The sequence below is a fragment of the Kribbella sp. NBC_01510 genome, assembly GCF_045040325.1.
Lineage (GTDB): Bacteria > Actinomycetota > Actinomycetes > Propionibacteriales > Kribbellaceae > Kribbella.
Map to the genome: position 1 here is coordinate 7,184,706 of NZ_CP109418.1, position 18,913 is coordinate 7,203,618.

Annotated in this window: 22 protein-coding genes and 1 tRNA gene; 12 read left to right on the forward strand and 11 right to left on the reverse strand. The window is 68.9% G+C overall.

The window, feature by feature from the left end:
- Positions 1–17 precede the first annotated feature (17 nt).
- Together OG558_RS35445 and OG558_RS35450 are read left to right on the forward strand one after the other, a co-directional pair.
- Entirely contained in the window at positions 18–959 is a 942-nt protein-coding gene (locus OG558_RS35445) for an aldo/keto reductase (RefSeq protein WP_328520594.1), read from the forward strand.
- 16 nt (positions 960–975) lie between these two features.
- Positions 976–1,161: a DUF5703 family protein gene (locus OG558_RS35450; RefSeq protein ID WP_130448421.1), complete on the forward strand. Its 186-nt coding sequence runs from the start codon at positions 976–978 to the stop codon at positions 1,159–1,161.
- Here OG558_RS35450 and OG558_RS35455 read toward each other — a convergent pair.
- Together OG558_RS35455 and OG558_RS35460 are read right to left on the reverse strand one after the other, a co-directional pair.
- The gene (locus OG558_RS35455; protein WP_405066883.1) at positions 1,136–2,173 is read right to left on the reverse strand and encodes a LuxR C-terminal-related transcriptional regulator; all 1,038 of its coding nucleotides are present in this window, start codon (positions 2,171–2,173) and stop codon (positions 1,136–1,138) included. The two genes, OG558_RS35450 and OG558_RS35455, sit on opposite strands and share 26 nt — an antisense overlap.
- Before the next feature lie 10 nt (positions 2,174–2,183).
- Positions 2,184–2,603 (reverse strand): ester cyclase, encoded by a 420-nt coding sequence (locus tag OG558_RS35460; protein ID WP_405066884.1) that lies wholly within the window; start codon positions 2,601–2,603, stop codon positions 2,184–2,186.
- A 98-nt stretch (positions 2,604–2,701) separates the two neighbouring features.
- Here OG558_RS35460 and OG558_RS35465 point away from each other — a divergent pair, with 98 nt between their 5' ends.
- From OG558_RS35465 to OG558_RS35475, 3 genes are read left to right on the forward strand one after another with little or no spacing between them, the layout of a single operon-like run.
- The gene (locus tag OG558_RS35465; RefSeq protein WP_405066885.1) at positions 2,702–3,187 is read left to right on the forward strand and encodes a MarR family winged helix-turn-helix transcriptional regulator; all 486 of its coding nucleotides are present in this window, start codon (positions 2,702–2,704) and stop codon (positions 3,185–3,187) included.
- On the forward strand, positions 3,184–4,011 hold the full coding sequence (locus OG558_RS35470; protein WP_329476769.1) for an ATP-binding cassette domain-containing protein: 828 nt from the start codon (positions 3,184–3,186) through the stop codon (positions 4,009–4,011). Before OG558_RS35465 ends, OG558_RS35470 begins: the two co-directional genes overlap by 4 nt.
- Complete coding sequence (locus OG558_RS35475) at positions 3,971–4,789, forward strand: ABC transporter permease (RefSeq protein ID WP_405066886.1); 819 nt, start codon at positions 3,971–3,973, stop codon at positions 4,787–4,789. The genes OG558_RS35470 and OG558_RS35475 overlap by 41 nt, the downstream gene beginning before the upstream one ends.
- Here OG558_RS35475 and OG558_RS35480 read toward each other — a convergent pair.
- Together OG558_RS35480 and OG558_RS35485 are read right to left on the reverse strand one after the other, a co-directional pair.
- Entirely contained in the window at positions 4,786–5,526 is a 741-nt protein-coding gene (locus OG558_RS35480; protein WP_405066887.1) for an N-acetyltransferase, read from the reverse strand. The two genes, OG558_RS35475 and OG558_RS35480, sit on opposite strands and share 4 nt — an antisense overlap.
- The gene (locus OG558_RS35485; RefSeq protein WP_405066889.1) at positions 5,486–6,691 is read right to left on the reverse strand and encodes an MFS transporter; all 1,206 of its coding nucleotides are present in this window, start codon (positions 6,689–6,691) and stop codon (positions 5,486–5,488) included. Before OG558_RS35485 ends, OG558_RS35480 begins: the two co-directional genes overlap by 41 nt.
- Before the next feature lie 73 nt (positions 6,692–6,764).
- On the opposite strand from OG558_RS35485, the gene OG558_RS35490 reads away from it, so the two are divergent.
- Genes OG558_RS35490 through OG558_RS35500 form a run of 3 tightly spaced genes read left to right on the forward strand, consistent with a single transcriptional unit; the run spans position 6,765 to position 10,780 of the window.
- The gene (locus tag OG558_RS35490; protein WP_329476760.1) at positions 6,765–7,625 is read left to right on the forward strand and encodes a LysR family transcriptional regulator; all 861 of its coding nucleotides are present in this window, start codon (positions 6,765–6,767) and stop codon (positions 7,623–7,625) included.
- Positions 7,626–7,667: 42 nt separating this feature from the next.
- On the forward strand, positions 7,668–8,309 hold the full coding sequence (locus tag OG558_RS35495) for a lysoplasmalogenase (RefSeq protein ID WP_329476758.1): 642 nt from the start codon (positions 7,668–7,670) through the stop codon (positions 8,307–8,309).
- A 32-nt stretch (positions 8,310–8,341) separates the two neighbouring features.
- Positions 8,342–10,780: a glycosyl hydrolase gene (locus OG558_RS35500; RefSeq protein ID WP_405066890.1), complete on the forward strand. Its 2,439-nt coding sequence runs from the start codon at positions 8,342–8,344 to the stop codon at positions 10,778–10,780.
- Here OG558_RS35500 and OG558_RS35505 read toward each other — a convergent pair.
- Genes OG558_RS35505 through OG558_RS35520 form a run of 4 tightly spaced genes read right to left on the reverse strand, consistent with a single transcriptional unit; the run spans position 10,771 to position 13,771 of the window.
- Positions 10,771–12,102, reverse strand: a complete 1,332-nt coding sequence (locus tag OG558_RS35505; RefSeq protein WP_405066891.1) for a M20/M25/M40 family metallo-hydrolase — start codon at positions 12,100–12,102, stop codon at positions 10,771–10,773. The genes OG558_RS35500 and OG558_RS35505 overlap by 10 nt on opposite strands.
- Before the next feature lie 38 nt (positions 12,103–12,140).
- The gene (locus OG558_RS35510; protein ID WP_329476752.1) at positions 12,141–12,536 is read right to left on the reverse strand and encodes a Rieske (2Fe-2S) protein; all 396 of its coding nucleotides are present in this window, start codon (positions 12,534–12,536) and stop codon (positions 12,141–12,143) included.
- An 11-nt stretch (positions 12,537–12,547) separates the two neighbouring features.
- Positions 12,548–13,096 carry a DUF6529 family protein gene (locus OG558_RS35515; protein ID WP_405066893.1) on the reverse strand — a complete coding sequence of 183 codons (549 nt, stop codon included), beginning with the start codon at positions 13,094–13,096 and terminating at the stop codon, positions 12,548–12,550.
- 9 nt (positions 13,097–13,105) lie between these two features.
- On the reverse strand, positions 13,106–13,771 hold the full coding sequence (locus tag OG558_RS35520) for a hypothetical protein (protein WP_405066894.1): 666 nt from the start codon (positions 13,769–13,771) through the stop codon (positions 13,106–13,108).
- Between the two features lie 107 nt (positions 13,772–13,878).
- Here OG558_RS35520 and OG558_RS35525 point away from each other — a divergent pair, with 107 nt between their 5' ends.
- The 3 genes from OG558_RS35525 (at position 13,879) to OG558_RS35535 (ending at position 15,412) form a co-directional block, all read left to right on the forward strand.
- Positions 13,879–14,118, forward strand: a complete 240-nt coding sequence (locus tag OG558_RS35525; protein WP_329476746.1) for a hypothetical protein — start codon at positions 13,879–13,881, stop codon at positions 14,116–14,118.
- Positions 14,108–14,608, forward strand: coding sequence for an alpha/beta hydrolase family protein (locus tag OG558_RS35530; RefSeq protein WP_405066895.1), 501 nt, complete (start codon positions 14,108–14,110; stop codon positions 14,606–14,608). Before OG558_RS35525 ends, OG558_RS35530 begins: the two co-directional genes overlap by 11 nt.
- A gap of 126 nt (positions 14,609–14,734) precedes the next feature.
- A complete protein-coding gene (locus tag OG558_RS35535) occupies positions 14,735–15,412 on the forward strand; it encodes an endonuclease V (RefSeq protein ID WP_405066896.1) in 678 nt (225 codons plus the stop codon).
- Here OG558_RS35535 and OG558_RS35540 read toward each other — a convergent pair.
- Entirely contained in the window at positions 15,398–15,886 is a 489-nt protein-coding gene (locus OG558_RS35540) for a VOC family protein (protein ID WP_329476740.1), read from the reverse strand. The genes OG558_RS35535 and OG558_RS35540 overlap by 15 nt on opposite strands.
- Positions 15,887–15,895: 9 nt before the next feature.
- Positions 15,896–16,705, reverse strand: a complete 810-nt coding sequence (locus tag OG558_RS35545; RefSeq protein WP_329476737.1) for a maleylpyruvate isomerase family mycothiol-dependent enzyme — start codon at positions 16,703–16,705, stop codon at positions 15,896–15,898.
- Positions 16,706–16,856: 151 nt separating this feature from the next.
- On the opposite strand from OG558_RS35545, the gene OG558_RS35550 reads away from it, so the two are divergent.
- Positions 16,857–16,942 (forward strand) — tRNA-Leu (locus OG558_RS35550).
- On the opposite strand, the gene OG558_RS35555 is transcribed toward OG558_RS35550, so the two are convergent.
- Positions 16,924–18,873, reverse strand: coding sequence for a recombinase family protein (locus OG558_RS35555; RefSeq protein ID WP_405066897.1), 1,950 nt, complete (start codon positions 18,871–18,873; stop codon positions 16,924–16,926). The two genes, OG558_RS35550 and OG558_RS35555, sit on opposite strands and share 19 nt — an antisense overlap.
- Positions 18,874–18,913: the final 40 nt, after the last annotated feature.

The window sequence follows — 18,913 nt, forward strand, 5'->3', positions numbered from 1 at the left end:
CGCAATAGGCTCGGGTCATGCAGCAGCGCTATCTCGGTCACAGTGGACTGGCGGTGAGCAGGCTCGGCCTGGGCACCATGTCCTGGGGCCGCGACACCGACGAGCACGAGGCGCGCGAGCAGCTCGCCGCGTTCGTCGCCGCCGGCGGCACGCTGATCGACACCGCGGCGGCGTACGGCGACGGCGACAGCGAGCGCCTGATCGGGTCGCTGCTCGGCGACGTGGTGGACCGCGACGACCTGGTGATCGCGACCAAGGCCGGGTTCAGCGTCCGCCGCGGTGAGCGGATCACCGACACCTCGCGGGGTGCCCTGCTGCGTGACCTCGAGGCGTCGCTGCGTCGGCTGAACGTCGACCACATCGACCTGTGGCAGCTGCACACCTGGTCGGACGACGTACCGCTGGAGGAGACGCTGTCCGCGCTCGACCACGCGGTGAACTCGGGCAAGGTCCGGTATGTCGGCGTGTCGAACTACGCCGGCTGGAAGTCGGCCCGGGCCGTCACCTGGCAGCAGGCCTGGCCCGGCCGCGCGGTGCCGGTGTCCAACCAGGTCGAGTACTCACTGCTGGCCCGCGACGCCGAGGCGGACGCGATCCGCGCGGCCGGCGGGCTCGGGATCGGGGTGCTGGCGTGGTCGCCGCTTGGCCGCGGTGTGTTGACTGGAAAGTACCGAACGGGCATCCCTGCGGACTCCCGGGCCGCGTCTCAGCATCTGTCCAGATTCGTCGACCCCTATCTCGACGGCCGCGGTTCGGGCATCGTGGAAGCGGTCGCACGAGCCGCCGACGGGCTCGGCTGGACCCCGCTCGAGGTGGCGCTCACCTGGGTGCGGGACCGGCCGGGAGTGTCGGCGGCGATCGTCGGGGCCCGGACGGCGATGCAGCTCAAGTCGGTCCTGGGTGTGGAGGAGCTGACCCTCCCGCCCGCGATCGTCGCTGCGCTGGAGGATGTGTCGTAAGTCGTTGGAGGTGCGGATGGCCGAATATGAGCTACAGCAGTTCGAGGTGTCGAGGACGGAATCGCGTGGCGCGGTCCGTCGTTTGCTGACCGAGCACGCGGAGTACGGCGGCTGGGAGCTGGCCCGGCTGAGACGCTACCCCGACGGCACCCGGCGGGTCTGGCTCCGCCGCCGCATCATCCGGGTGATGCGGACCCTCTGAGCAAAGCCGTCACCAGCTCCCGGCGGCTGCCAACGCCGACCTTGTCGTACGCCGCTCGCACATGTTCCTGCACGGTGTACGGCGACAAGCACAACCGCTCGACGATCTGCCGTGTGGAGAACCCCTGCAACAGCAACTCCGTCACGCGCTGCTGAGCCGGCGTCAACCCATGCACATCCAGCAGGAACGACCCCAGCTGCGCCGGAGTGACCGGCTCGATCACCACCGCGGTCCGCTCGCCACCGCCTCGAAGTGTCGAGGCGTGCAGGGCCAGCCAGCGGCCCGCCTTCGTCCGCACCTTGACCGCCGGCGCCGCGGGCAGTTCCTGCACCTGCATCAGCTGAGCGGCCACCGCTCGCACCGCGACGGGGAGCTCGCTGCGACGATCCGGATCCAGCTCGGCCAACCAGTGCTCGGCCTCCGCACTGATCGACTCCACCCGCAGATCCGCATCGAGCACGACCACCCCCGGCCCGACGTCCGCGGTCTCCATCGACCCCATGCGGAGGCCTCGTCGCAGTCCCTCGGCCAGATGTGGTGTCAGGCGCCGTACCAGCTGCAACTCCTGCTCCGAGAACCCGGCGTCCGCGTCCTCGCGGTGCAGGCAGATGACGCCCCAGCAGCGGCCGTTCGACACCAGCGCGGCCCGGAGTTCGTCACCGAGACCGAGTGGCCGCATCACCTCGGCGTACCGAGCGCTGCTGGCCCAGTCACCCTTCGTCGCGTGCCCGAGTGAGCTGACCGGATCGCGTGCCGCGGCGAGTGTGACGAACTTGTTCACATCCGCCTGACCGAACTCGTTCGCGAGGAACTGCTCGGTCACCGCACCGAGCGGTTCGTCCACACTGACCGCCGTGAACAGCACGGTGGCCGGATCGACCGTCGCGAAGAACGCCGCGTCGATCGTCATCAGGCCCTTCAGCCGGCGTAGCGTCTCGGACCGCAGCTCATCGGCGTCCAGCCCCGCGTAACAGCGCTGAATCAGCACGTCCAGGCGATCCGCCGCCCCCATGATCGTGATGCTACGCCGGTACGACGCCGAGCTGCCTGAGGAAACCGAGGTCGTCCAGGCCGCCCCAGCGCTCGACGATCCGGCCGTCGCGGAGCCGGAAGATGTTGATCCCGGGCAGGCTGACGGTCTTCCCGGTCGGCGCGATGCCCATCACCTCGCCCTCGTGGGTCCCGCCGGCGGTGAACCGCTCGACCACGATGTCGCCCTCGGCAACGAGTGCGTGCAGCTCGCTGTGCCAGTCGGGGAACGCGGCCCGCATCATCGCGCCGGCCGCCCGCATCCCGTCACCGTCCGGCGTGACTCCGAACGGCGGATCGTGGTTGATGAAGTCCCCGGCGAGGTACGTGTCGACCGCGCTCGGGTCCCCCTTGGTGAACAGTCCGTCGATGAAGTCCCTGACGACGGCTTTGTTGCTGTCTGTTGTGTTCATGGCATCGATGCTCCGACGGACCGGCTCCCCGGCGTACCCCCACAAGTTGGGGTTTCGTGTCGCTGAAATATCTCTGCGACAGAGGTATTCTGATCAGCATGAGCAACGACGTCCTCGCCGAGGAGTTGCTGGCCGCGCTCGGGCTGGTGCGTCGGCACCTCCGCCGATCCGCGGGGCGGCCCGGGTCGCTGTCGACGCTGACCGGCTCACAGACCGAGCTGGTCCGGACAGTCCGCCGCAACCCCGGCATCTCGGTGACCGAGGCCGCCGCCGAGCTCGGCCTGGTCGCGAACACGGTGTCGACACTGGTCGGTCAGCTCATCGAGCGCGGGCTGCTCGTGCGCTCCCCGGACGAGGCCGATCGGCGCGTCGCCCGGCTGACCTTGACCGAGCCGGCCCGTGAGCAGGTCGAGGCCTGGCGCGACCGCCGTACCGCGCTCGTCACCCAGGCGCTCGACGGCCTCGAGACCGACGATCGGGACGCATTGCGGGCCGCGTTGCCGGTGCTCGACGTACTCGCGGAGCGGTTGCACCCCCAGCAAGACGAACGTGCCCTGGTCCAGCAGGGGAAGGAGCGAGGATGAGTGCGGATTCAGTGCCTGACCCGGTTCCGGCCGTCCGGATCGACGGCTTGAGCCATCGGTTCGGCGATCATCTCGCCGTCGACAACCTGGATCTGGAGGTCTCACCCGGCGAGTGTTTCGGCCTGCTCGGTCCGAACGGCGCCGGCAAGACCACCACGCTGCGCGTCCTCAACACCCTTTACCGACCGCAGTCCGGCACAGTCCGGGTTTTCGGGCTCGACGTCCGCACCGACGCGATGTCGGTACGGCGGATGCTCGGCTACGTCCCGCAGCAGCTGTCGATCGAAGGGGCGCTGACCGCCCGGGAGAACGTGTCGTGGTTCGCGCGGCTGTTCGACGTACCGCGTCGGGAGCGGGCCGCCCGGGTCGCCGAGGTGCTCGAGATCGTCGACCTGACCGATGCCGCGGACCGGCTCGCCTCGACGTACTCCGGTGGCATGGTGCGCCGCCTGGAGCTGGCGCAGGCGCTGGTCAACCGGCCGGCACTGCTCGTACTGGACGAGCCGACGGTCGGCCTCGACCCGGTCGCCCGGGATTCGGTCTGGGCCCGGGTTCAGCAGATGCAGGAGCGGTACGGGATGACCGTGCTGCTGACCACGCACTACATGGAGGAGGCCGACCTGCTCTGCGACCGGGTCGCCCTGATGCACGAGGGCCGGTTGCGCGCGATCGGGAGCCCGGACGAGCTCAAGGCCGAGCTCGGACCCGAAGCCAGCCTCGAGGACGTTTTCCGCCACCACACCGGCGAGAGTCTCGCCGCTGCCGAGAAGGGAGGCCTGCGCGATGTCCGTGGCACCCGTCGCACCGCCCAACGCATGGGCTGAGTCCAGGCCCCGGGCCGCCGTCCGGCTGCTGTCGCGGATCGCCACGTTCTGCCTGGTCGAGTTGCAGAAACTGCGGCACGACCGGACCGAGCTCGTCACCCGCGCGATCCAGCCGATCCTGTGGCTGGTCATCTTCGGCCAGACGTTCAGCCGGATCCGGGCGATCCCGACCGGCGACGTTCCGTACCTGGACTATCTCGCGCCGGGCATCATCGCGCAGTCCGCCTTGTTCGTGGCGATCTTCTACGGCATCCAGATCATCTGGGAGCGCGACGCCGGCATCCTCACCAAGCTCCTCGTCACGCCCAGCCCGCGCTCCGCCCTGGTGACCGGCAAGGCGTTCGCGGCCGGCGTACGGACGATCTCGCAGGCGATCGTCGTCATCATCGTCGCCGCGCTGCTCGGCGTCAGCATGACGTGGAATCCGCTGAAGTTGCTGGCCGTGTTCGTGGTCGTCGTCCTCGGCGCAGCCTTCTTCTCCTGCCTGTCGATGACGATCGCCGGCCTGGTCCTGCGGCGCGACCGGCTGATGGGCATCGGTCAGGCGATCACCATGCCGCTGTTCTTCGCGTCCAACGCCTTGTACCCCGTCAGCTTGATGCCCGGTTGGCTGCAGGTCGTCAGCCACGTCAACCCACTCACGTACGAGGTCAGCGCCCTGCGCGGCCTGCTCATCGGCCTACCCACCAACTACTGGCTGGACTTCGGAGTCCTCATCGTCGCCGCCACCGCCGGCATCTGCGCAGCCGCCTCCCTCCTCGGCCGACTCGCCCGCTAAAGATCGTGCCGCATCCAGACGTTGGGCTCGACGTACACCGCGTGGTCATGCCGTACGTCGCAATGCACCGGTACGAGCGCCTTCGGGACGATCACGTCGCCCGTCGTGTCGAAGGGCAGGCCGGTCCACTCGCGCCACTCCGCCAGTGAGCCCGCAATCACCATCGACCGGGGCGCCACCTTGACGATGGTTGCGCCCGCCTTGACGTGCACCCGCAGCCACGGGTCTTGTGGCAGACCATCTGGGCGCAGCTGCTTGATGTACTCCGTCATCGGCTGATCCGCGTCCGTCTTGCCGTTCGGCCGGACCGGCGCGAACAGGGCGCTGTGTCCCTTCGCCTTCACCGCCGCCCGCATCGCCCTGAGCATCTCGTGAGACAGGCCGCGGCCGAGGTGGGACGGCCGGATCAGGATCTCCAGTGCACTCGACACGTTCGGCTCTCGGCCGTTGCGCAGGTCGGCGAACCCCCAGTGCAGCACCCGGTCCCAGCCGCCCGACGGGAGCTCCGTGCGGTTCTCGTCCGGGAAGACGAACGGGATGCTCCGGCCGTGCGCCACCAGCTCACCGTCCTCGGTCGCCACCACGCACTGGTCGGGGAACCGCACCGGCACCTGACCCATGAACGCGTTGCCGATCGGGTCGTTGTGCATGAACTCGGGCCACGCGTCGGCGAACTCGTACATCCGCTCCAGGTACTCAGGCCGCTCGGCCAACGTGGTGATCACGATCTCGGACATACCCCGCAGTCTCGCACCGCACCAGCACGAGTACGGCGACCAGCGCCGTCAGCAGCCCGGCTCCGACCAGAGTGTGCGCAGCCCCCGCGGCGGCGATGATCGGCCCGCCGGCCAGCATCCCGGCCGAACTGCTCGCGCTCACCACCACACTCTGGCCCGACAACAACGTCCGCCGCTCGGCGCCGGCCGACGACCGCGTGATGATGACGGAGATCGCCGCGATCCCCAGGACGACGGTCAGCCCGGAGAACGCGCCCATCACGGCGACGACCGCCGGGGTGGTCCACAGACCCATGCCGATCCAGCACAGCCCCATGCCGGTCCAGGCGATCGATGCCAACGGCACCGGGCGGATCCGCCGGACGATCGCCAGCGAGATCGCGGTCCCGATCACCGACCCCACGCCGTACCCGGTCATGCCGGAGGCGAGGTAGATGCCCGGCCGTCCGCGCTCCTCGCCGATCACCGACAAGCCGAGAGTGAACGCGAACCACGTCACACATCCCGTACCCCGGACGATCCAGCCGTAGAGCACCTCACGGCGCCCTTCGAGGCTCGCCCGGATCGAGGGTGTCGCTATACCTCCAGGTGCTCGCTCGGCGCGCACGGTGCAGGCCAGCAGACCGGAGGCGAGCACGGTCGCGGCTTCGACCCAGAGGAGTCCGTTCGTCAGGTCCGCCGCGACCGCCAGGGCGCCGACGACCGGGCCGACCATCATGCCGATCCGGCGGAGTCCGTCCTGCCAGGTCAGCAGTACGACGGCCCTGCCCTCAACCCACCGGTCTCCGGTGTCGGCGAGTAGAGCCGACCGGCCCGGCGTGGACAGCGCGTCGCCGCAGCCGAGCAGGAGTCCGCTGATCACCAGCAGCTCAGGAGTGAGCAGTCCGAGCATCGCCGCAGCCGGCACGAGGGCCAGCGCTGCCGCCGAGACCGCCGCAACCACTGCGAGCCTCGGACCCGAGTCCACCCATTGCCGTGCCTTCCGGGCCCACCACGGCGACAACAGCACCGGTATGCCGGCCGCACCACCGACCAGGCCGGTCGCGGCGACCGAGCCCGTCTCGCGCAGGATCACCAACGGCAGTGCGACCTGCGCGATCCGGAAGGCGAAGTCTGCCGCTCCCCCGCCGGCGAGCAACGCCAGCGCTTCGGACCGGGCTCTCATACCCTTGATTCTTCGAGGTTTCCGGCCGTTCAGGTAGTGAGCCGGTGCTGCCTGGTTGCCATAGGCTGAACCTATGGCCTCATTACCCTCGGTCGAGGACCTGCGGCTGGTCCAGGCCGTCACCCGTACGGGCGCCGTCGGCACGGCCGCCCGCGAACTGCGCATCTCGCAGCCCTCCGCGTCCCAGCGACTGAGCCGGCTGGAACGCCTGTGCGGCACCAGGCTGTTCGAGCGCGACACCCGCGGCGCCCGCCCGACCGCGGCCGGCGCCGAGCTCAGCCGCCGGGCCGACCATATCCTCGGCCACCTCGAGGAGGTGTACGCCGCCACCCGGGCGGCCGCCGTCGGCCGGCGACTGGTGATCGGTACCTTCGCCAGCCTCGCGCCGATCCTGTTCCCGGTCCTGGACGCCGATCTGCCCGACCTGGACATCGAGCAGCAGGTCGACCACGGCCACTTCCTGGTCGAGCGCATCGCCGAGGGCACGATGGACGCCGCCTTCATCGCGATCGCCGACCAGATGACCCTGCCGCGGGAGACTGTCGCGCGCCGCGTCGGCCGCGACGAACTCGTCCTGTTCGTCCCACCCGGCGCCCGCCCACCCGGCCGCGGCCGGCACCCGCTGAAGGATCGTCCGGTCGCGTTCGCCACCTACGACCGCGGCATCGAGGACATCCACGCCCGCCTGGCCGCCCTCGGCGCGCTCCCACGCCGCGGTGTCACCCTCAGTACAACGGTCGCCATGGCCCGCCGCCGCGCCCACCTGGCCCTGGTCCCCCGCAGCGCCCTCGCCACCGAGCTCCGCCCCGGCGAACACCTCACCCCGGCCCCCTTCCGCTACCGCCTCACGCTCTCCGTCATCACCACCCCCACGCCACCCAAACCACTGATCCGGTACCTCCCGCGCCTCCGCGCCACGTTGAACTTGTCGTGAACACCGGCGAGCCGCGGCCCGCCGTACGGCAGACTCGGACGTATGAACCTGCGGGGGTTGGCGCGTGACCGGCGATTGTTGACGGCGTTCTGGGGTACGACGGTCGTGCAGGTGGCGGCCGTTGCCTTCGACGTCAAGATCCTCAAGCAGGCCAGCAAAGTGCCGCTCATGCCACTGCTGTGGTCATGGTCGCGGACCCAGGACGCACCGCCACTCCTCCAAGCGGCCTTGCTGGCGTCGGCCGCCGGTGACCTCCTCCTCGAGACCGATCTCCAACTGGCCGGCATGGCCGCCTTCGCCGCCGCCCACGCCTGCTACCTGGCGGTCTTCCTCGCCAACCCGGCGCAACGGTCGTGGCGCGTGCTCGCCGCGTACGGCGCGCTCTGGGCGGCGCTGATCGCGGCGCTCTCCCCCGGATTGGGCGGTCAGCGCGTCCCCGTCGCGGTGTACGCGTTGTTGCTCACGGCAACGGCGATCGCCTCACGCTGGCACAGCCCGCGCAGCGGCCTCGGCGGCACCTTGTTCTTCATCTCCGACACGCTGATCGCGCTGCGGATGGCCGGCCGCGACTTCCCGGGACGCGGTGCGCTGGTGATGTCGTCGTACGCGATCGGTCAGTACCTCCTCACCTCCGGCATCACCGCATCGCGACCGGATCTGACCGGTAGTGGTCATAGGCGTTGACCTCTGGTCGCGGATCGCGATGGGGTGATCGGGTGGCGACCGTCGACGACGTACGAAGCCAGTTCCGGACACCGCCGCCCGAGGGGCGGCCGATGATGCGATGGTGGTGGTTCGGGCCGTCGGTGGACTGGCGTGAGCTCGACCGCCAACTGCGGGCGATGGCCGCGGCCGGGCTGGGCGGGGTCGAGGTCGCCTTCGTCTATCCCCTGGGCTCGGTCGACACGCCCTTCGGTTCGGACAAGTTCCTCGATGACGTAGGCCATGCCGCGAGGACGGCACGCGAGTTGGGGCTGAGGTTCGATCTGACGCTGGGTAGCGGCTGGCCCTTCGGCGGCGGGCATATCGGACCGGACCTGGCCGCCCGCCGGCTCTGCTGGGACCGGCGTGAGATCGGCCCCGAGGCGTACGACGTACCGGCGGTGGCGGCGTGGCCAGGAGACGAGGTCGTCGCGGCGTTCGTGGGCGAAGGGTCAGGGGGTGTGCCCACGTCCTACGTCGAACTTCCGGTCAGCGACGGCACGATCCGGGTGCCGCGGGGCAACGGGCCGCGTGAGGTGCTGATCGCGTCCTCGCGCCTTACCGGGCAGAACGTGAAGCGAGCCGCGGCGGGCGCGGAAGGGCCGGTGCTCGATCACTACTCGGCGGCTGCGGCGGCCGAACACATCAGGTGTGTCGTGGAACCGCTGCTGATGGCGGCCACGCCGGAGCTGGTCGGATCAGTGTTCTGCGACAGCCTGGAGGTGTATCAGGCCGACTGGACGGTGGGCATCCTCGAGGAGTTCGGCCGTCGGCGGGGATACGACTTGCGGCCGCGGTTGTACGAGTTGCTCGTCGACACGACCGGCTCGAGGCAACTGCGCATCGACTTCCACCGGACGTTGTCGGAGTTGTACGAGGAGAACTTCGTCGCGGTCTTCCAGCGCTGGGCGGCCGGGCACGGCGTACCGTTCCGGATCCAGAGCTACGGCGAACCGCCCGCGACGATGAGCAGCTACCGCTTCGCCGACCTGTTCGAGGGCGAGGGCTGGGGGTGGACGAGCATCCCGGAGACGCGGTGGGCGTCGTCGGCCGCGAGCATCCACGGCCGATCGGTCGTGTCGGCGGAGGCCTGGACCTGGGTCCACTCGCCGTCGTTCCGCGCGACCCCGCTAGATCTCAAGGGCGAGGCGCACGAGCACTTCCTGTCCGGGGTGAACCAGCTGATCGGACACGGCTGGCCGTACTCGCCGTCCGGCGCACCCGGGCTGGGCTGGATCTTCTACGCCGCCGGTGCGCTCGACGACCGCAACCCTTGGTGGCCGGTGGCAACGGATCTCTTCGGCTATCTGCACCGCTTGTCCTGGTTGCTGCAGCAGGGAACACCGGTCCGGCCGGTCAAGGTCTACGTGCCGGCCTCTGACGCGTACGCCGAGATGCACGGATCGGTGAATCTGTACCGGACCGTCCGACGGTTGATCGGCGACGACATCCCGCGGATCATCCGGTCGGCGGGAGTCGACTTCGACTTGATCGACGACGACGCGCTCACCGTGATCGACCCGGCCGGCGTGCCGCTGGTCGTCGTACCCGCGGACGCGACGTTGCCGGAGGCAACCACACGCTGGCTCGACGCGGTCCGCGCGGCCGGCGGCTCGGTGGTCAGCGACCCGTCGGCGGCGCTGCCGGCCGCACCGGTGAGAGCGCCGGACGACGTCGGGGTGGTGCACCGGCGATTGGACGACGGTGACGTGTACTTCGTGGCGAACACCGGCAACGAGCCGCGGACAGTCCGCTACGAGGGGCCGGTTGAGCAGTGGGATCCGTTCACCGGCGCGGTCACGGTCATCGACGGTGCAGAGGTGACGTTGGACGCATACGAGGCGACCGTCCTCGTCCCAACTAGCTCGTCGGCAGACCGAGTCGCGGTGGAAGAGGTGACGGTCGGCTCGGGCGGAGGGGCGTGGATGGTCGGCTTCGCCGATGAGACCACGCCCGTGACGCTCCCGCACCGATGGGAGGACGATCCCGGCCGAGCGGCGTACTCGGGTTCCGCGACCTACCAGACCTCGATCGAGCTGCCTGATCTGGAAGCGACCATGCGGGTGCTGCTCGACTTCGGCGCCGGCCAGGCTGTGCCGGCCGAGGCCGAGACCTATCTGCCGGCGCACTCCTACCGGGCGATGCTCGTGCCGCCGATCGGAGTCGCCGCCGAGATCTGGCTCAATGACACCCTCTGCGGCACGCTCTGGGCGCCGCCGTACCGCGTCGACCTGACGCACGCGGCGCAGCCCGGACCGAACGAGCTGCGCATCGTCGTCCACAACACCGCGGCCAATGCCTTGGCGGCCGACGATCACCTCGCGCCGCTGGTCGAATCCGTCACCGCTCAGTACGGACGCCGCTTCGACCTCCAGGACGTCGAGCATGCCGCCGACTTCCTGAACTCAGGTCTGCTCAACCCACCGACGGTGGTCCTGCGGCATCAGGCCTGATCGAAGAAGCGGTCCAGGACCCGGGAACCGAATTCCAGGGCGCTCGTCGGCACCCGCTCGTCGATGCCGTGGAACATGCCCATGAAGTCGAGGTCCGGCGGCAGCTGCAGCGGTACGAATCCGAAGCAGCGCACTCCCAGCCGGCTCCACGACTTGGCGTCCGTACCACCCGACATCAACAGCGGTGCGGTCCGGCTCTGTGGGTCCTCGGCCGCGAGGCAGGCCTTCATCGCCTCGACCAAGCCACCGCTGAACTCGGTCTCCAGCGCGATGTCCTCGACGACCGTCTCGCGCCGCACCTTGTCACCGAGCAGCTCGTCGATGGTGGCGAAGAACTCGTCCTCGTATCCGGGCAGGAACCGGCCGTCGATGTGCGCCTCGGCGTCGCCGGGGATCACGTTCACCTTGTAGCCGGCGTTCAGCATCGTCGGGTTGGAGCTGTTGCGGACCGTCGCGCCGAACATCCGGCTGAAGCTCCCGAGCTTCGCCAGCGTCGCGGTCATGTCGTCCGGGTCGAGCTCGATCTCGAGCACGTCCTCCAGCGTCTTCAGGAACTCCCGGACCGTCGGCGTGACCCGCAGCGGCCACTCGTGCGTGCCGATCCGGGTGACCGCCTCGACCAGGTTGGTGACCGCGTTGTCGGTGTTGACCATCGACCCGTGGCCCGCCGTACCGCGGGCCTTGAGCCGCATCCAGTTCATGCCCTTCTCGGCGGTCTCGATCAGGTACAGCCGCAGGTCGTCCTTCAGCGTGACCGAGAACCCGCCGACCTCGCCGATCCCTTCGGTGCAGTCGGCAACGGTGTCTGGGTGGTTGTTGACCAGCCACTGGGCGCCGTACACGCCGCCGGCCTCCTCGTCCGCGGTGAAGACGAGCCGCACCGGCCGCCGCGGCTTCACCCCGGCCCGCTGCCGCGCCCGGACCACCGACAGCACCATCGCGTCGAAGTCCTTCATGTCGACCGCGCCGCGGCCCCAGACGCACCCGTCGAAGATCTCCCCGGCGAACGGGTCGACCTTCCAGTCCTTGGGATCGGCCGGTACGACGTCCAGGTGGCCGTGCACCAGCAGCGGATCGGCGGACCGGTCCTCGCCTTCCCAGTGCGCGACCAGAGTGGCCCGGCCGGGCTCGGACTCATAGATCGTCGACTCGATCCCGACGTCGTCCAGCTTGGCCGCGACGTACTCGGCGGCGACCCGCTCACCGTTGCTCTTGCCGTTGCCGTAGTTCGTGGTGTCGATCCGGATCAGCTCACTGCAGAGCTCCACCACCTCGGCGTCGGGGGTGTACGACGTACGGTCGCTCGGCGTCGGAGAAGTCATGCGACCCATCCTCCCCCACCGGGTCGGTCAGATCGTCGTCAGGTCAGGGTGATCGAGTCGCCGGAGATGGTGATCTGCTTGGGCGGGAGTGGTCGCGGCGCCGGTCCGGCGACTACGGCGCCGGTGGCGATCGCGTACTTGCTGCCGTGGCAGTCGCAGTTGATGGTGCCGTCCGCGACCGTCGCGACCGGGCAGCCCAGGTGGGTGCAGATCGAGCTGAACGCCTTGAAACTGCCCTTGGTCGGCTGCGTGACGACCACCTGGTTCGGCGCGAAGATCACCCCGCCGCCGACCGGGATGTCCTCGGTCTTACCGAGGATGGCGTTGGCCGGCGCCGGGGCCGGCGTGCTCTTGGGTTCGCCGTACTTGGCGCAGCCGGTCACGGTCGCCAGTCCGGCGGCGACGAGCAAGGTACGGCGACTGGTCTCAGCCACAGGTGGTCCCTTCAACGGATGATGCCGAACGTGGTGAAGAACCACAGCGACGAGGTCAGCCACAGCCCGACCAGGGCGGTGAACACGGCACCGCCGGCCACGGGCAGCAGCCACGACGGCGCGTCCTTGCGACTGAGCGTGAGCATCTTCGCGACGAACGCGCCGTAGAAGAAGCAGCCGAGCAGTGAATGGATCAGTACGCGCGGTTCGCCGTACTGGAATCCCAATGCGTACAGGCAGTGCGCGACCACGGGCAGGGTGACCGCGACCGCGGCACGGCCTGACCAGCGGTGGAGCGGGCCGACCCAGGCGCGCCCGGCCAGCCCCTTGAAGTGTCCGAAGAGGGCCATCGCGGAGACCACCTGCACCAGGCCGAGCAGCAGGGCGAGGGTCGCCATCCAGGCCTTCACGGACTGGAAGCTCGAGAAGCCCGCGACGTTGATCGCGACGCCGGTGGGATCGTGGACCCGGCCGTAGACGCCGAGCGCGACGGCGGCCGCGGCCCCGACCGCGAGTGGGATCCCGACCCTCGTGACCTGGTGAACCGGTGTCGTCGTCACATCCGCTCCTCAGAACGTCTCGTCACCGGTGATCGACTGCGCCGTCACCTGCACGCCGTCGACGCTCGCCACCCGGCTCGCCAGGTCGAGCCGCGGCGCCGCTGCCGGCGTCCCGTCGTTGTCGACGCCGACCTGACTGCCGTCCGGCAGCACGATCCACCCGATGGTCCTGCTGTTGCTCGCCGACCGGTACAGGCCGGCCGGCGGACCAGCCGCGCTGATCGCGAAGTGCAGCGTGCGGCCACGTAACGTGAACGTGCCAACCGCTGACTTCGCGGTAGCCCGGCCGACGAGCCGTTCGCCGGTGCGGGAGCGCAGTGCGAGTTGACCCGTTGTGAACGTGCCGGTCAGCCAGGCCTCCAGCCGACGCCCGTCGCAGACGTAGGCGACGGCTCGATCGCCCTTGACCGCGATTGCGACCGAGGCCTCACGCTTCGTCGTCCTTCCGGCGTAGACGATGGTCCGCTGCGCCTGCGGTGTGACGGTCTGCTGCGGCGCCGCTGCTGGCGTCGGCGGCGGTGTGGTCGCGGGTGCCGTGGTTGTCGGCGTACTCGTCACCGGCGCGGTCGAGGTGTAGGCCGGGGCCGGGCCGGTCTGGGTGCTGTCCACCACGAGCAGGACGACGAGACCCACGGCTGTCGCCGCAAGCGTCACCAACGGACTGCGTTGCCCCATCTCGTTTCCCCCGGAGCGTTGATCCGAGGATCCCGCCCGGCGCACGCCCGGTCAACGGTTGAGGCCGGAGCCCGTCGGGATCCGGATGAGACGAGTACGTTGGGTGTATGAAGGGCGATCGGGTCGAGATCGTCGTCGACACCGGCAACGGCGCGTCGGCGTACGAGATCACGGCGACCAAGGCCGGTCGCCGGGTCGAGGTCACCACCAGCCGCAATGTCACCGAGGTGGTCGAGGTGACCCGCTCCGGTACGCCGATCCGCACCGCCCGCTTCATCTCCGCCCGGGTGATCGCGCTGGTGGAGCACCCGGCCGGCGAGCCCTCGGCCGACGGACATGAACATTGAACAGGTCGTCATCGACGCCCACGGCATGGAACTGCCCGGGGATCTGGCCATGCCGGGGGCTGCGGCTGGTCTGGTGATCTTCGCCCATGGCAGCGACAGCAGCCGTCACAGCCCTCGTAACAAGTACGTCGCCCACGTCCTCAACCGGGCCGGCCTCGCCACCCTGCTGTTCGACCTACTGACCCCGGTGGAGGCGCAGGATCGAAGGAACGTCTTCGACATCCCGTTGCTGGCTGAGCGACTGACAGCTGCCCACGAGTGGGCCGAGCGGCGCGACGACATCGGCGATCTCCCGGTCGGATACTTCGGCGCGAGTACCGGCGGCGCCGCCGCGGTGTGGTCGGCCGGCAGCGCTTCCGACGACGTGCGCGCGGTGGTCTCCCCGGGGCGGACGAGTCGACCTGGCCGGCGCGCGGCTTGCCGATGTGACGGCACCCACTCTCCTGGTCGTCGGCGAGCTGGACACCGACGTACTCAGCCTCAATCGTGACGCCCAAACGCAGTTACGCTGCGTCAACCGCCTCGAGATCGTTGCCGACGCCACCCATCTCTTCACCGAACCCGGCACCCTCGAACACGTCGCCGAACTGGCCCGCGACTGGTTCCGCACCCACCTATGACCTGGCCGACCGAGCCCGGCGAACTGATCTCGCGGCAGCAGGAGCTTGCGCACACGCAACCCACACTGTGGACTCCGCCGGACCGCCTTCTGATCGGCGGTATCTGGGTCTGTTTCCCTCGCGGATCGACAGGTCCGGGCTCGGCCGGCGACCGCGCTTGGGCCGCCGCGCTCGTCCTGGATCGCGGTCGCGTCGTCGGGCAGGAGCTGGTGACCGGTCACGCCTCGGGTCCTTACATCCCGGGACTGCTCGCCCTCCGCGTGGGTCCGTTGTGGGAGGACGTCGTACGACGTCTGCGCCCCAGGCCCGCCGTGTTGCTCCTCGACGCGACGGGACGCGATCACCCGCGACAGGCCGGGCTGGCGTTGCATCTCGGCGCCGTCCTGGACCTGCCCACAGTCGGTGTCACGCATCGCCCGCTGACCGCCTCCGGAGATTGGCCGGCCGACGAGCGTGGCGCGACCTCACCGTTGACGATCGGCACCGACCAGGTCGCGGCCTGGCTCCGCACGAGGAAAGGCACCCGCCCGCTGGTGGTGCACCCGGGTTGGCGAACCGACCTGCCCACAGCGATCCGGATCGTCTCGGCGTCGCTCGGCGGCCACCGGACGCCCGAGCCGTTACGGCAGGCCCGCCGGTCCGCCCGCCGCGCTCGCGGGTCAGAGCACCTTTAGGCCGTACATCTCGCCCAGCGGGTCGGCGATCAGCTCGATCCTGGCGCCATCGGGGTCGCGGAAGTAGATCGACGTACCGCTCTCCTCCAAGTACTCGACGCCGGCCTCGTCCAGGTTGTGCTTCAGCCGCTCCCACTGCGCCGGCTCCACCGAGATCGCCAGGTGATGCAGTCCGCCCAGCACCTCGGCGTACGGACCGAGATCGAGCCCGGGGAAGTCGAAGAACGCGAGCAGGTTCCCGTTCCCGATGTCGAAGAAGAAGTGGTTGGACCCCTCGTAGTCGCGGTTCCCGACGATCTCAGTCAGCGGGAACCCGAGCACCTCCTGGTAGAACTTGACCGTGCGCTCGACGTCCGCACTCAGCAGCGCGGTGTGATGCAGCCCGCGCGCGGAACTCTTCCCGCCCGGTGTCAGGTACGTCGTCCTGATCCGGTCGCGCTCGGCCTCGATCGCGGGCAGGTCGATATCGGTCATGCGATCCCCTCAGATCCGGAAGAACAGGTTCAGGTAACGGTCGGCGATCGCGCGGTCGCCACGGATCGTGCCGGCGTTGCTCCGGCCGAACGCGGTCAGCACGAAGCTGCCCGGGTCGAACTCGAGGACGGTCGGCAGCCCGGTCGCGTCCCCCGGTTCGTAGTCCATGCCGTCCGGGCCGACTCGCACCAGCGTGTCGCCGGCGTTCGGGCCGCTGGTGATCCGGATGCCGAGCTCGCACGGGTCCTTGGCGCCGGTCGTGTACTTCCACAGCACGAACATGAACGGTACGAGGAGATCCGCCGCCTCGCCCGAGAGCCCGTGGGCCCGGCCGGTCCCCTGCCGGATGTCCCAGGAGTGGACGCCGTAGTCCATCAGCTGGAACGCCGGGAAGAAGAACGCCGGCAGCGGACCCATGTAGAAGTGCGGGACGTTGAACCCGGTCCACTCGTCTGGGCCCAGCGCGTCGAAGATCTCCATCATCTTGTCGAAGTCCGTACGCAGCCGCTCGACCAACTCGGTCCGCGGCACCGACCGCAGCGCCAGCGCCTGTGTGTCCACCCGCGCAGCCATCCCCGGCAACCCGTACGCCTCCGGCAGCTCCTGGTCGGCTCGAGCCGCGTCGAAGGCGACGAAGTACGCCTCCGTCGTGTCAGTGATGTGGGCCACCACGTCCCGCACCTGCCAGTGCCCGGCCCCGGTCGGCGCCTCCCAGACGTCGTCGGAGTCCACCATCTCGAAGAACTGTCCGGCCTCTCGCCGCACCACCCCGAGCATCGTCTCCTTGCCCTCGAAGGACATGCCGTTCCACCCGCTCATGCCCGCTCACCTCCCACCACGAGCCGCTCCTTGAATTTCAAACTACGCTCTCCCCACCCCCTCGTCACCACCCCGCCCGCCCGATGTGAATTCCACCCCTGGAGTTTGCTACTGTTCTCCGGTCAGCACCGCTGAGGCGGGGCGACCACTCGTCCGGGTGGCGGAATAGGCAGACGCGCTAGCTTGAGGTGCTAGTGCCCTTCGCGGGGCGTGGGGGTTCAAGTCCCCCCTCGGACACACTTCTTAACCCCACGCAGGGCGGGAGTAATCGACACCTCCGCGACCTGCAGTCGGTGGTCATAAGCAATCGCTAGGCCCAAAGCGTCGTACAGCTCGGCCAGATCGTTACGGTCCGCCCGGTCCAGCGCGTTCGCCATGTCACCGAGGTGCGTCACCATCGCGCACATATCGCCTGCCGTCAGTCGAGGCACCGGATCGATCGCCGTCAGACCTGCTTGCGCCGCCCGCTTCTCGGCCACTGCCCCGTTGTACTGCTCAGTAAGTGCTTCCGGATCCCAACCGACCTCGATCGCCCGCCGCAGGCGCTCCATCGTCGACTCCGCGGCCGCGATGCGGCGCCTGAACGATTGCGCTTGGGTCTCAATACTGCGTGCAAGTTCGTTCGCGTCGGCCAACGCCTCAACAGTGCTGTCGACATGAGCTGAATCGAACAACCGCGCGACCCAGGAGTTGATCTTGGCGGTCAGATGGTCCTCGCGCAGGTACACATTCGGTGGGTGCCCCTGCAGCGCGGGTGATCCCGGAGCAAGACTGCGTGCGCGGCACCGGCAAAACGTCGCATGCGACCGGTAGGAACCTTCCATTCTCCGTCCGCAGATCGTGCACCGGATCCGCCTCCGCAAGACATAGGAGTGCGACGACGTGACGCGCGTCCTGTTCATCCGAGCCCGTTCTGACATGCTCGCCCCGGCACGCGCGGACATCTCGAGTTGCACCCGCGTGAAGTGCTCGACCGACACGATCGCCGGATGCGCCGGCTCGCGCGATCGCACGATCTTGGACGCCGGCGAGCGCTTGAACCTCACGACATGACCCGCCGCGACATCGTCCGGGTCAAGCAACTCCTCGACCTTCTGCCACCTGCCATAGATCGCATAGCCCGTGTATCGCGGATTGCACAGGATCGCCCTCACCGTCGAGCCCTGCCAGCCGTCGCCGGAACGATGCCGGTTCTGCTCAGGAGTGTGGGCCGCGGGGCACGGGACGTTCTCAGCGTTCAGCAACTGCGCGATGCCCTTGTGACCGGTGCCTTCCAGGTACAGCTCGAAGATCCGCTGGACGACCGGAGCTGCCACCTCGTCGATGGCAAGAACTCGCAGTCGGTAGCCCTCCTGCGCCTTCCGCGGGTTGGGATGCAGTCCCGCGTCGACGACCTGATAGCCGTACGGCGCTCGCCCGCCCTGATGCTTGCCGTCGATCAGCACCTGAGCTGCCATCGCAGCTCGAACTCGGCGCTGCACATGCTGCCGCTCCGACTTCGACAGACCACCCGTGATCGTCATCGCCATGTCGTGCACCGTGTTCTCAGCATCGAACCGACCACCGAGACTGGGAATCCAGAGCGATACGCCGTACCGATCGAACTTCGGCCAGGTCAGGCTGAACTGGTTGCCGAACCAGCATCGAGTCGCCTCGCCGACGACCAGTCCGTCCCATCCGCGATTCGGGTTCTTCAAAGCCTGCAACGCGCGATTGGCTTCGTCTCGTCGTTCCCACGGCAACGAGCGGGACTGTCCGATGTCAAAGAACTCCTCCACAATCACGCCGCCGAGTGGCTCAACGAACCGCGTCGCCTCCCCCAATTGCCAGGCCTTCGACGTCTTCGGGTCCTGGTTGTCCTCGGTCGAGCACCGCCCATAGAACGCTAGCCGTCCAACGCCGCCGTCCGTCGGATGATCAGGCAGCGCCTCCGTGCCCAGCAGCTCATCCAGAGTCGCCCATGGATCGATACCCTCGTCGCTCAAGATGCCTTCTCCTCCGGCTGAGAGGCGTTGTCGGTCCCGCGCCTCGCCTGTGCCAGTCGTACAACGATCCGGCGCAGCACACGAGCCGCCTGTGGATAAAGCAGCGGTGGTTTGTTCGGCAACCTCACCCGGACCCGCGACTTGTTCGTACCGTCCGTACCTGGCTTCTCCATGCCAGCTCAACGCATGAGCTACACAGAGTGATCAAAACTTCGCAACGCTC

What these genes read in the sequence shown, in the direction of transcription:
- OG558_RS35460 (WP_405066884.1), bottom strand. Translation starts at nt 2,603, where the DNA reads ATGAACACAACAGACAGCAACAAAGCCGTCGTCAGGGACTTCATCGAC.
- OG558_RS35470 (WP_329476769.1), top strand. Translation starts at nt 3,184, where the DNA reads ATGAGTGCGGATTCAGTGCCTGACCCGGTTCCGGCCGTCCGGATCGAC.
- OG558_RS35475 (WP_405066886.1), top strand. Translation starts at nt 3,971, where the DNA reads ATGTCCGTGGCACCCGTCGCACCGCCCAACGCATGGGCTGAGTCCAGG.
- OG558_RS35545 (WP_329476737.1), bottom strand. Translation starts at nt 16,705, where the DNA reads ATGAGCGGGTGGAACGGCATGTCCTTCGAGGGCAAGGAGACGATGCTC.
- OG558_RS35525 (WP_329476746.1), top strand. Translation starts at nt 13,879, where the DNA reads ATGAAGGGCGATCGGGTCGAGATCGTCGTCGACACCGGCAACGGCGCG.
- OG558_RS35535 (WP_405066896.1), top strand. Translation starts at nt 14,735, where the DNA reads ATGACCTGGCCGACCGAGCCCGGCGAACTGATCTCGCGGCAGCAGGAG.
- OG558_RS35465 (WP_405066885.1), top strand. Translation starts at nt 2,702, where the DNA reads ATGAGCAACGACGTCCTCGCCGAGGAGTTGCTGGCCGCGCTCGGGCTG.
- OG558_RS35540 (WP_329476740.1), bottom strand. Translation starts at nt 15,886, where the DNA reads ATGACCGATATCGACCTGCCCGCGATCGAGGCCGAGCGCGACCGGATC.
- OG558_RS35505 (WP_405066891.1), bottom strand. Translation starts at nt 12,102, where the DNA reads ATGACTTCTCCGACGCCGAGCGACCGTACGTCGTACACCCCCGACGCC.
- OG558_RS35495 (WP_329476758.1), top strand. Translation starts at nt 7,668, where the DNA reads ATGAACCTGCGGGGGTTGGCGCGTGACCGGCGATTGTTGACGGCGTTC.
- OG558_RS35450 (WP_130448421.1), top strand. Translation starts at nt 976, where the DNA reads ATGGCCGAATATGAGCTACAGCAGTTCGAGGTGTCGAGGACGGAATCG.
- OG558_RS35520 (WP_405066894.1), bottom strand. Translation starts at nt 13,771, where the DNA reads ATGGGGCAACGCAGTCCGTTGGTGACGCTTGCGGCGACAGCCGTGGGT.
- OG558_RS35530 (WP_405066895.1), top strand. Translation starts at nt 14,108, where the DNA reads ATGAACATTGAACAGGTCGTCATCGACGCCCACGGCATGGAACTGCCC.
- OG558_RS35480 (WP_405066887.1), bottom strand. Translation starts at nt 5,526, where the DNA reads ATGTCCGAGATCGTGATCACCACGTTGGCCGAGCGGCCTGAGTACCTG.
- OG558_RS35485 (WP_405066889.1), bottom strand. Translation starts at nt 6,691, where the DNA reads ATGAGAGCCCGGTCCGAAGCGCTGGCGTTGCTCGCCGGCGGGGGAGCG.
- OG558_RS35455 (WP_405066883.1), bottom strand. Translation starts at nt 2,173, where the DNA reads ATGGGGGCGGCGGATCGCCTGGACGTGCTGATTCAGCGCTGTTACGCG.
- OG558_RS35490 (WP_329476760.1), top strand. Translation starts at nt 6,765, where the DNA reads ATGGCCTCATTACCCTCGGTCGAGGACCTGCGGCTGGTCCAGGCCGTC.
- OG558_RS35445 (WP_328520594.1), top strand. Translation starts at nt 18, where the DNA reads ATGCAGCAGCGCTATCTCGGTCACAGTGGACTGGCGGTGAGCAGGCTC.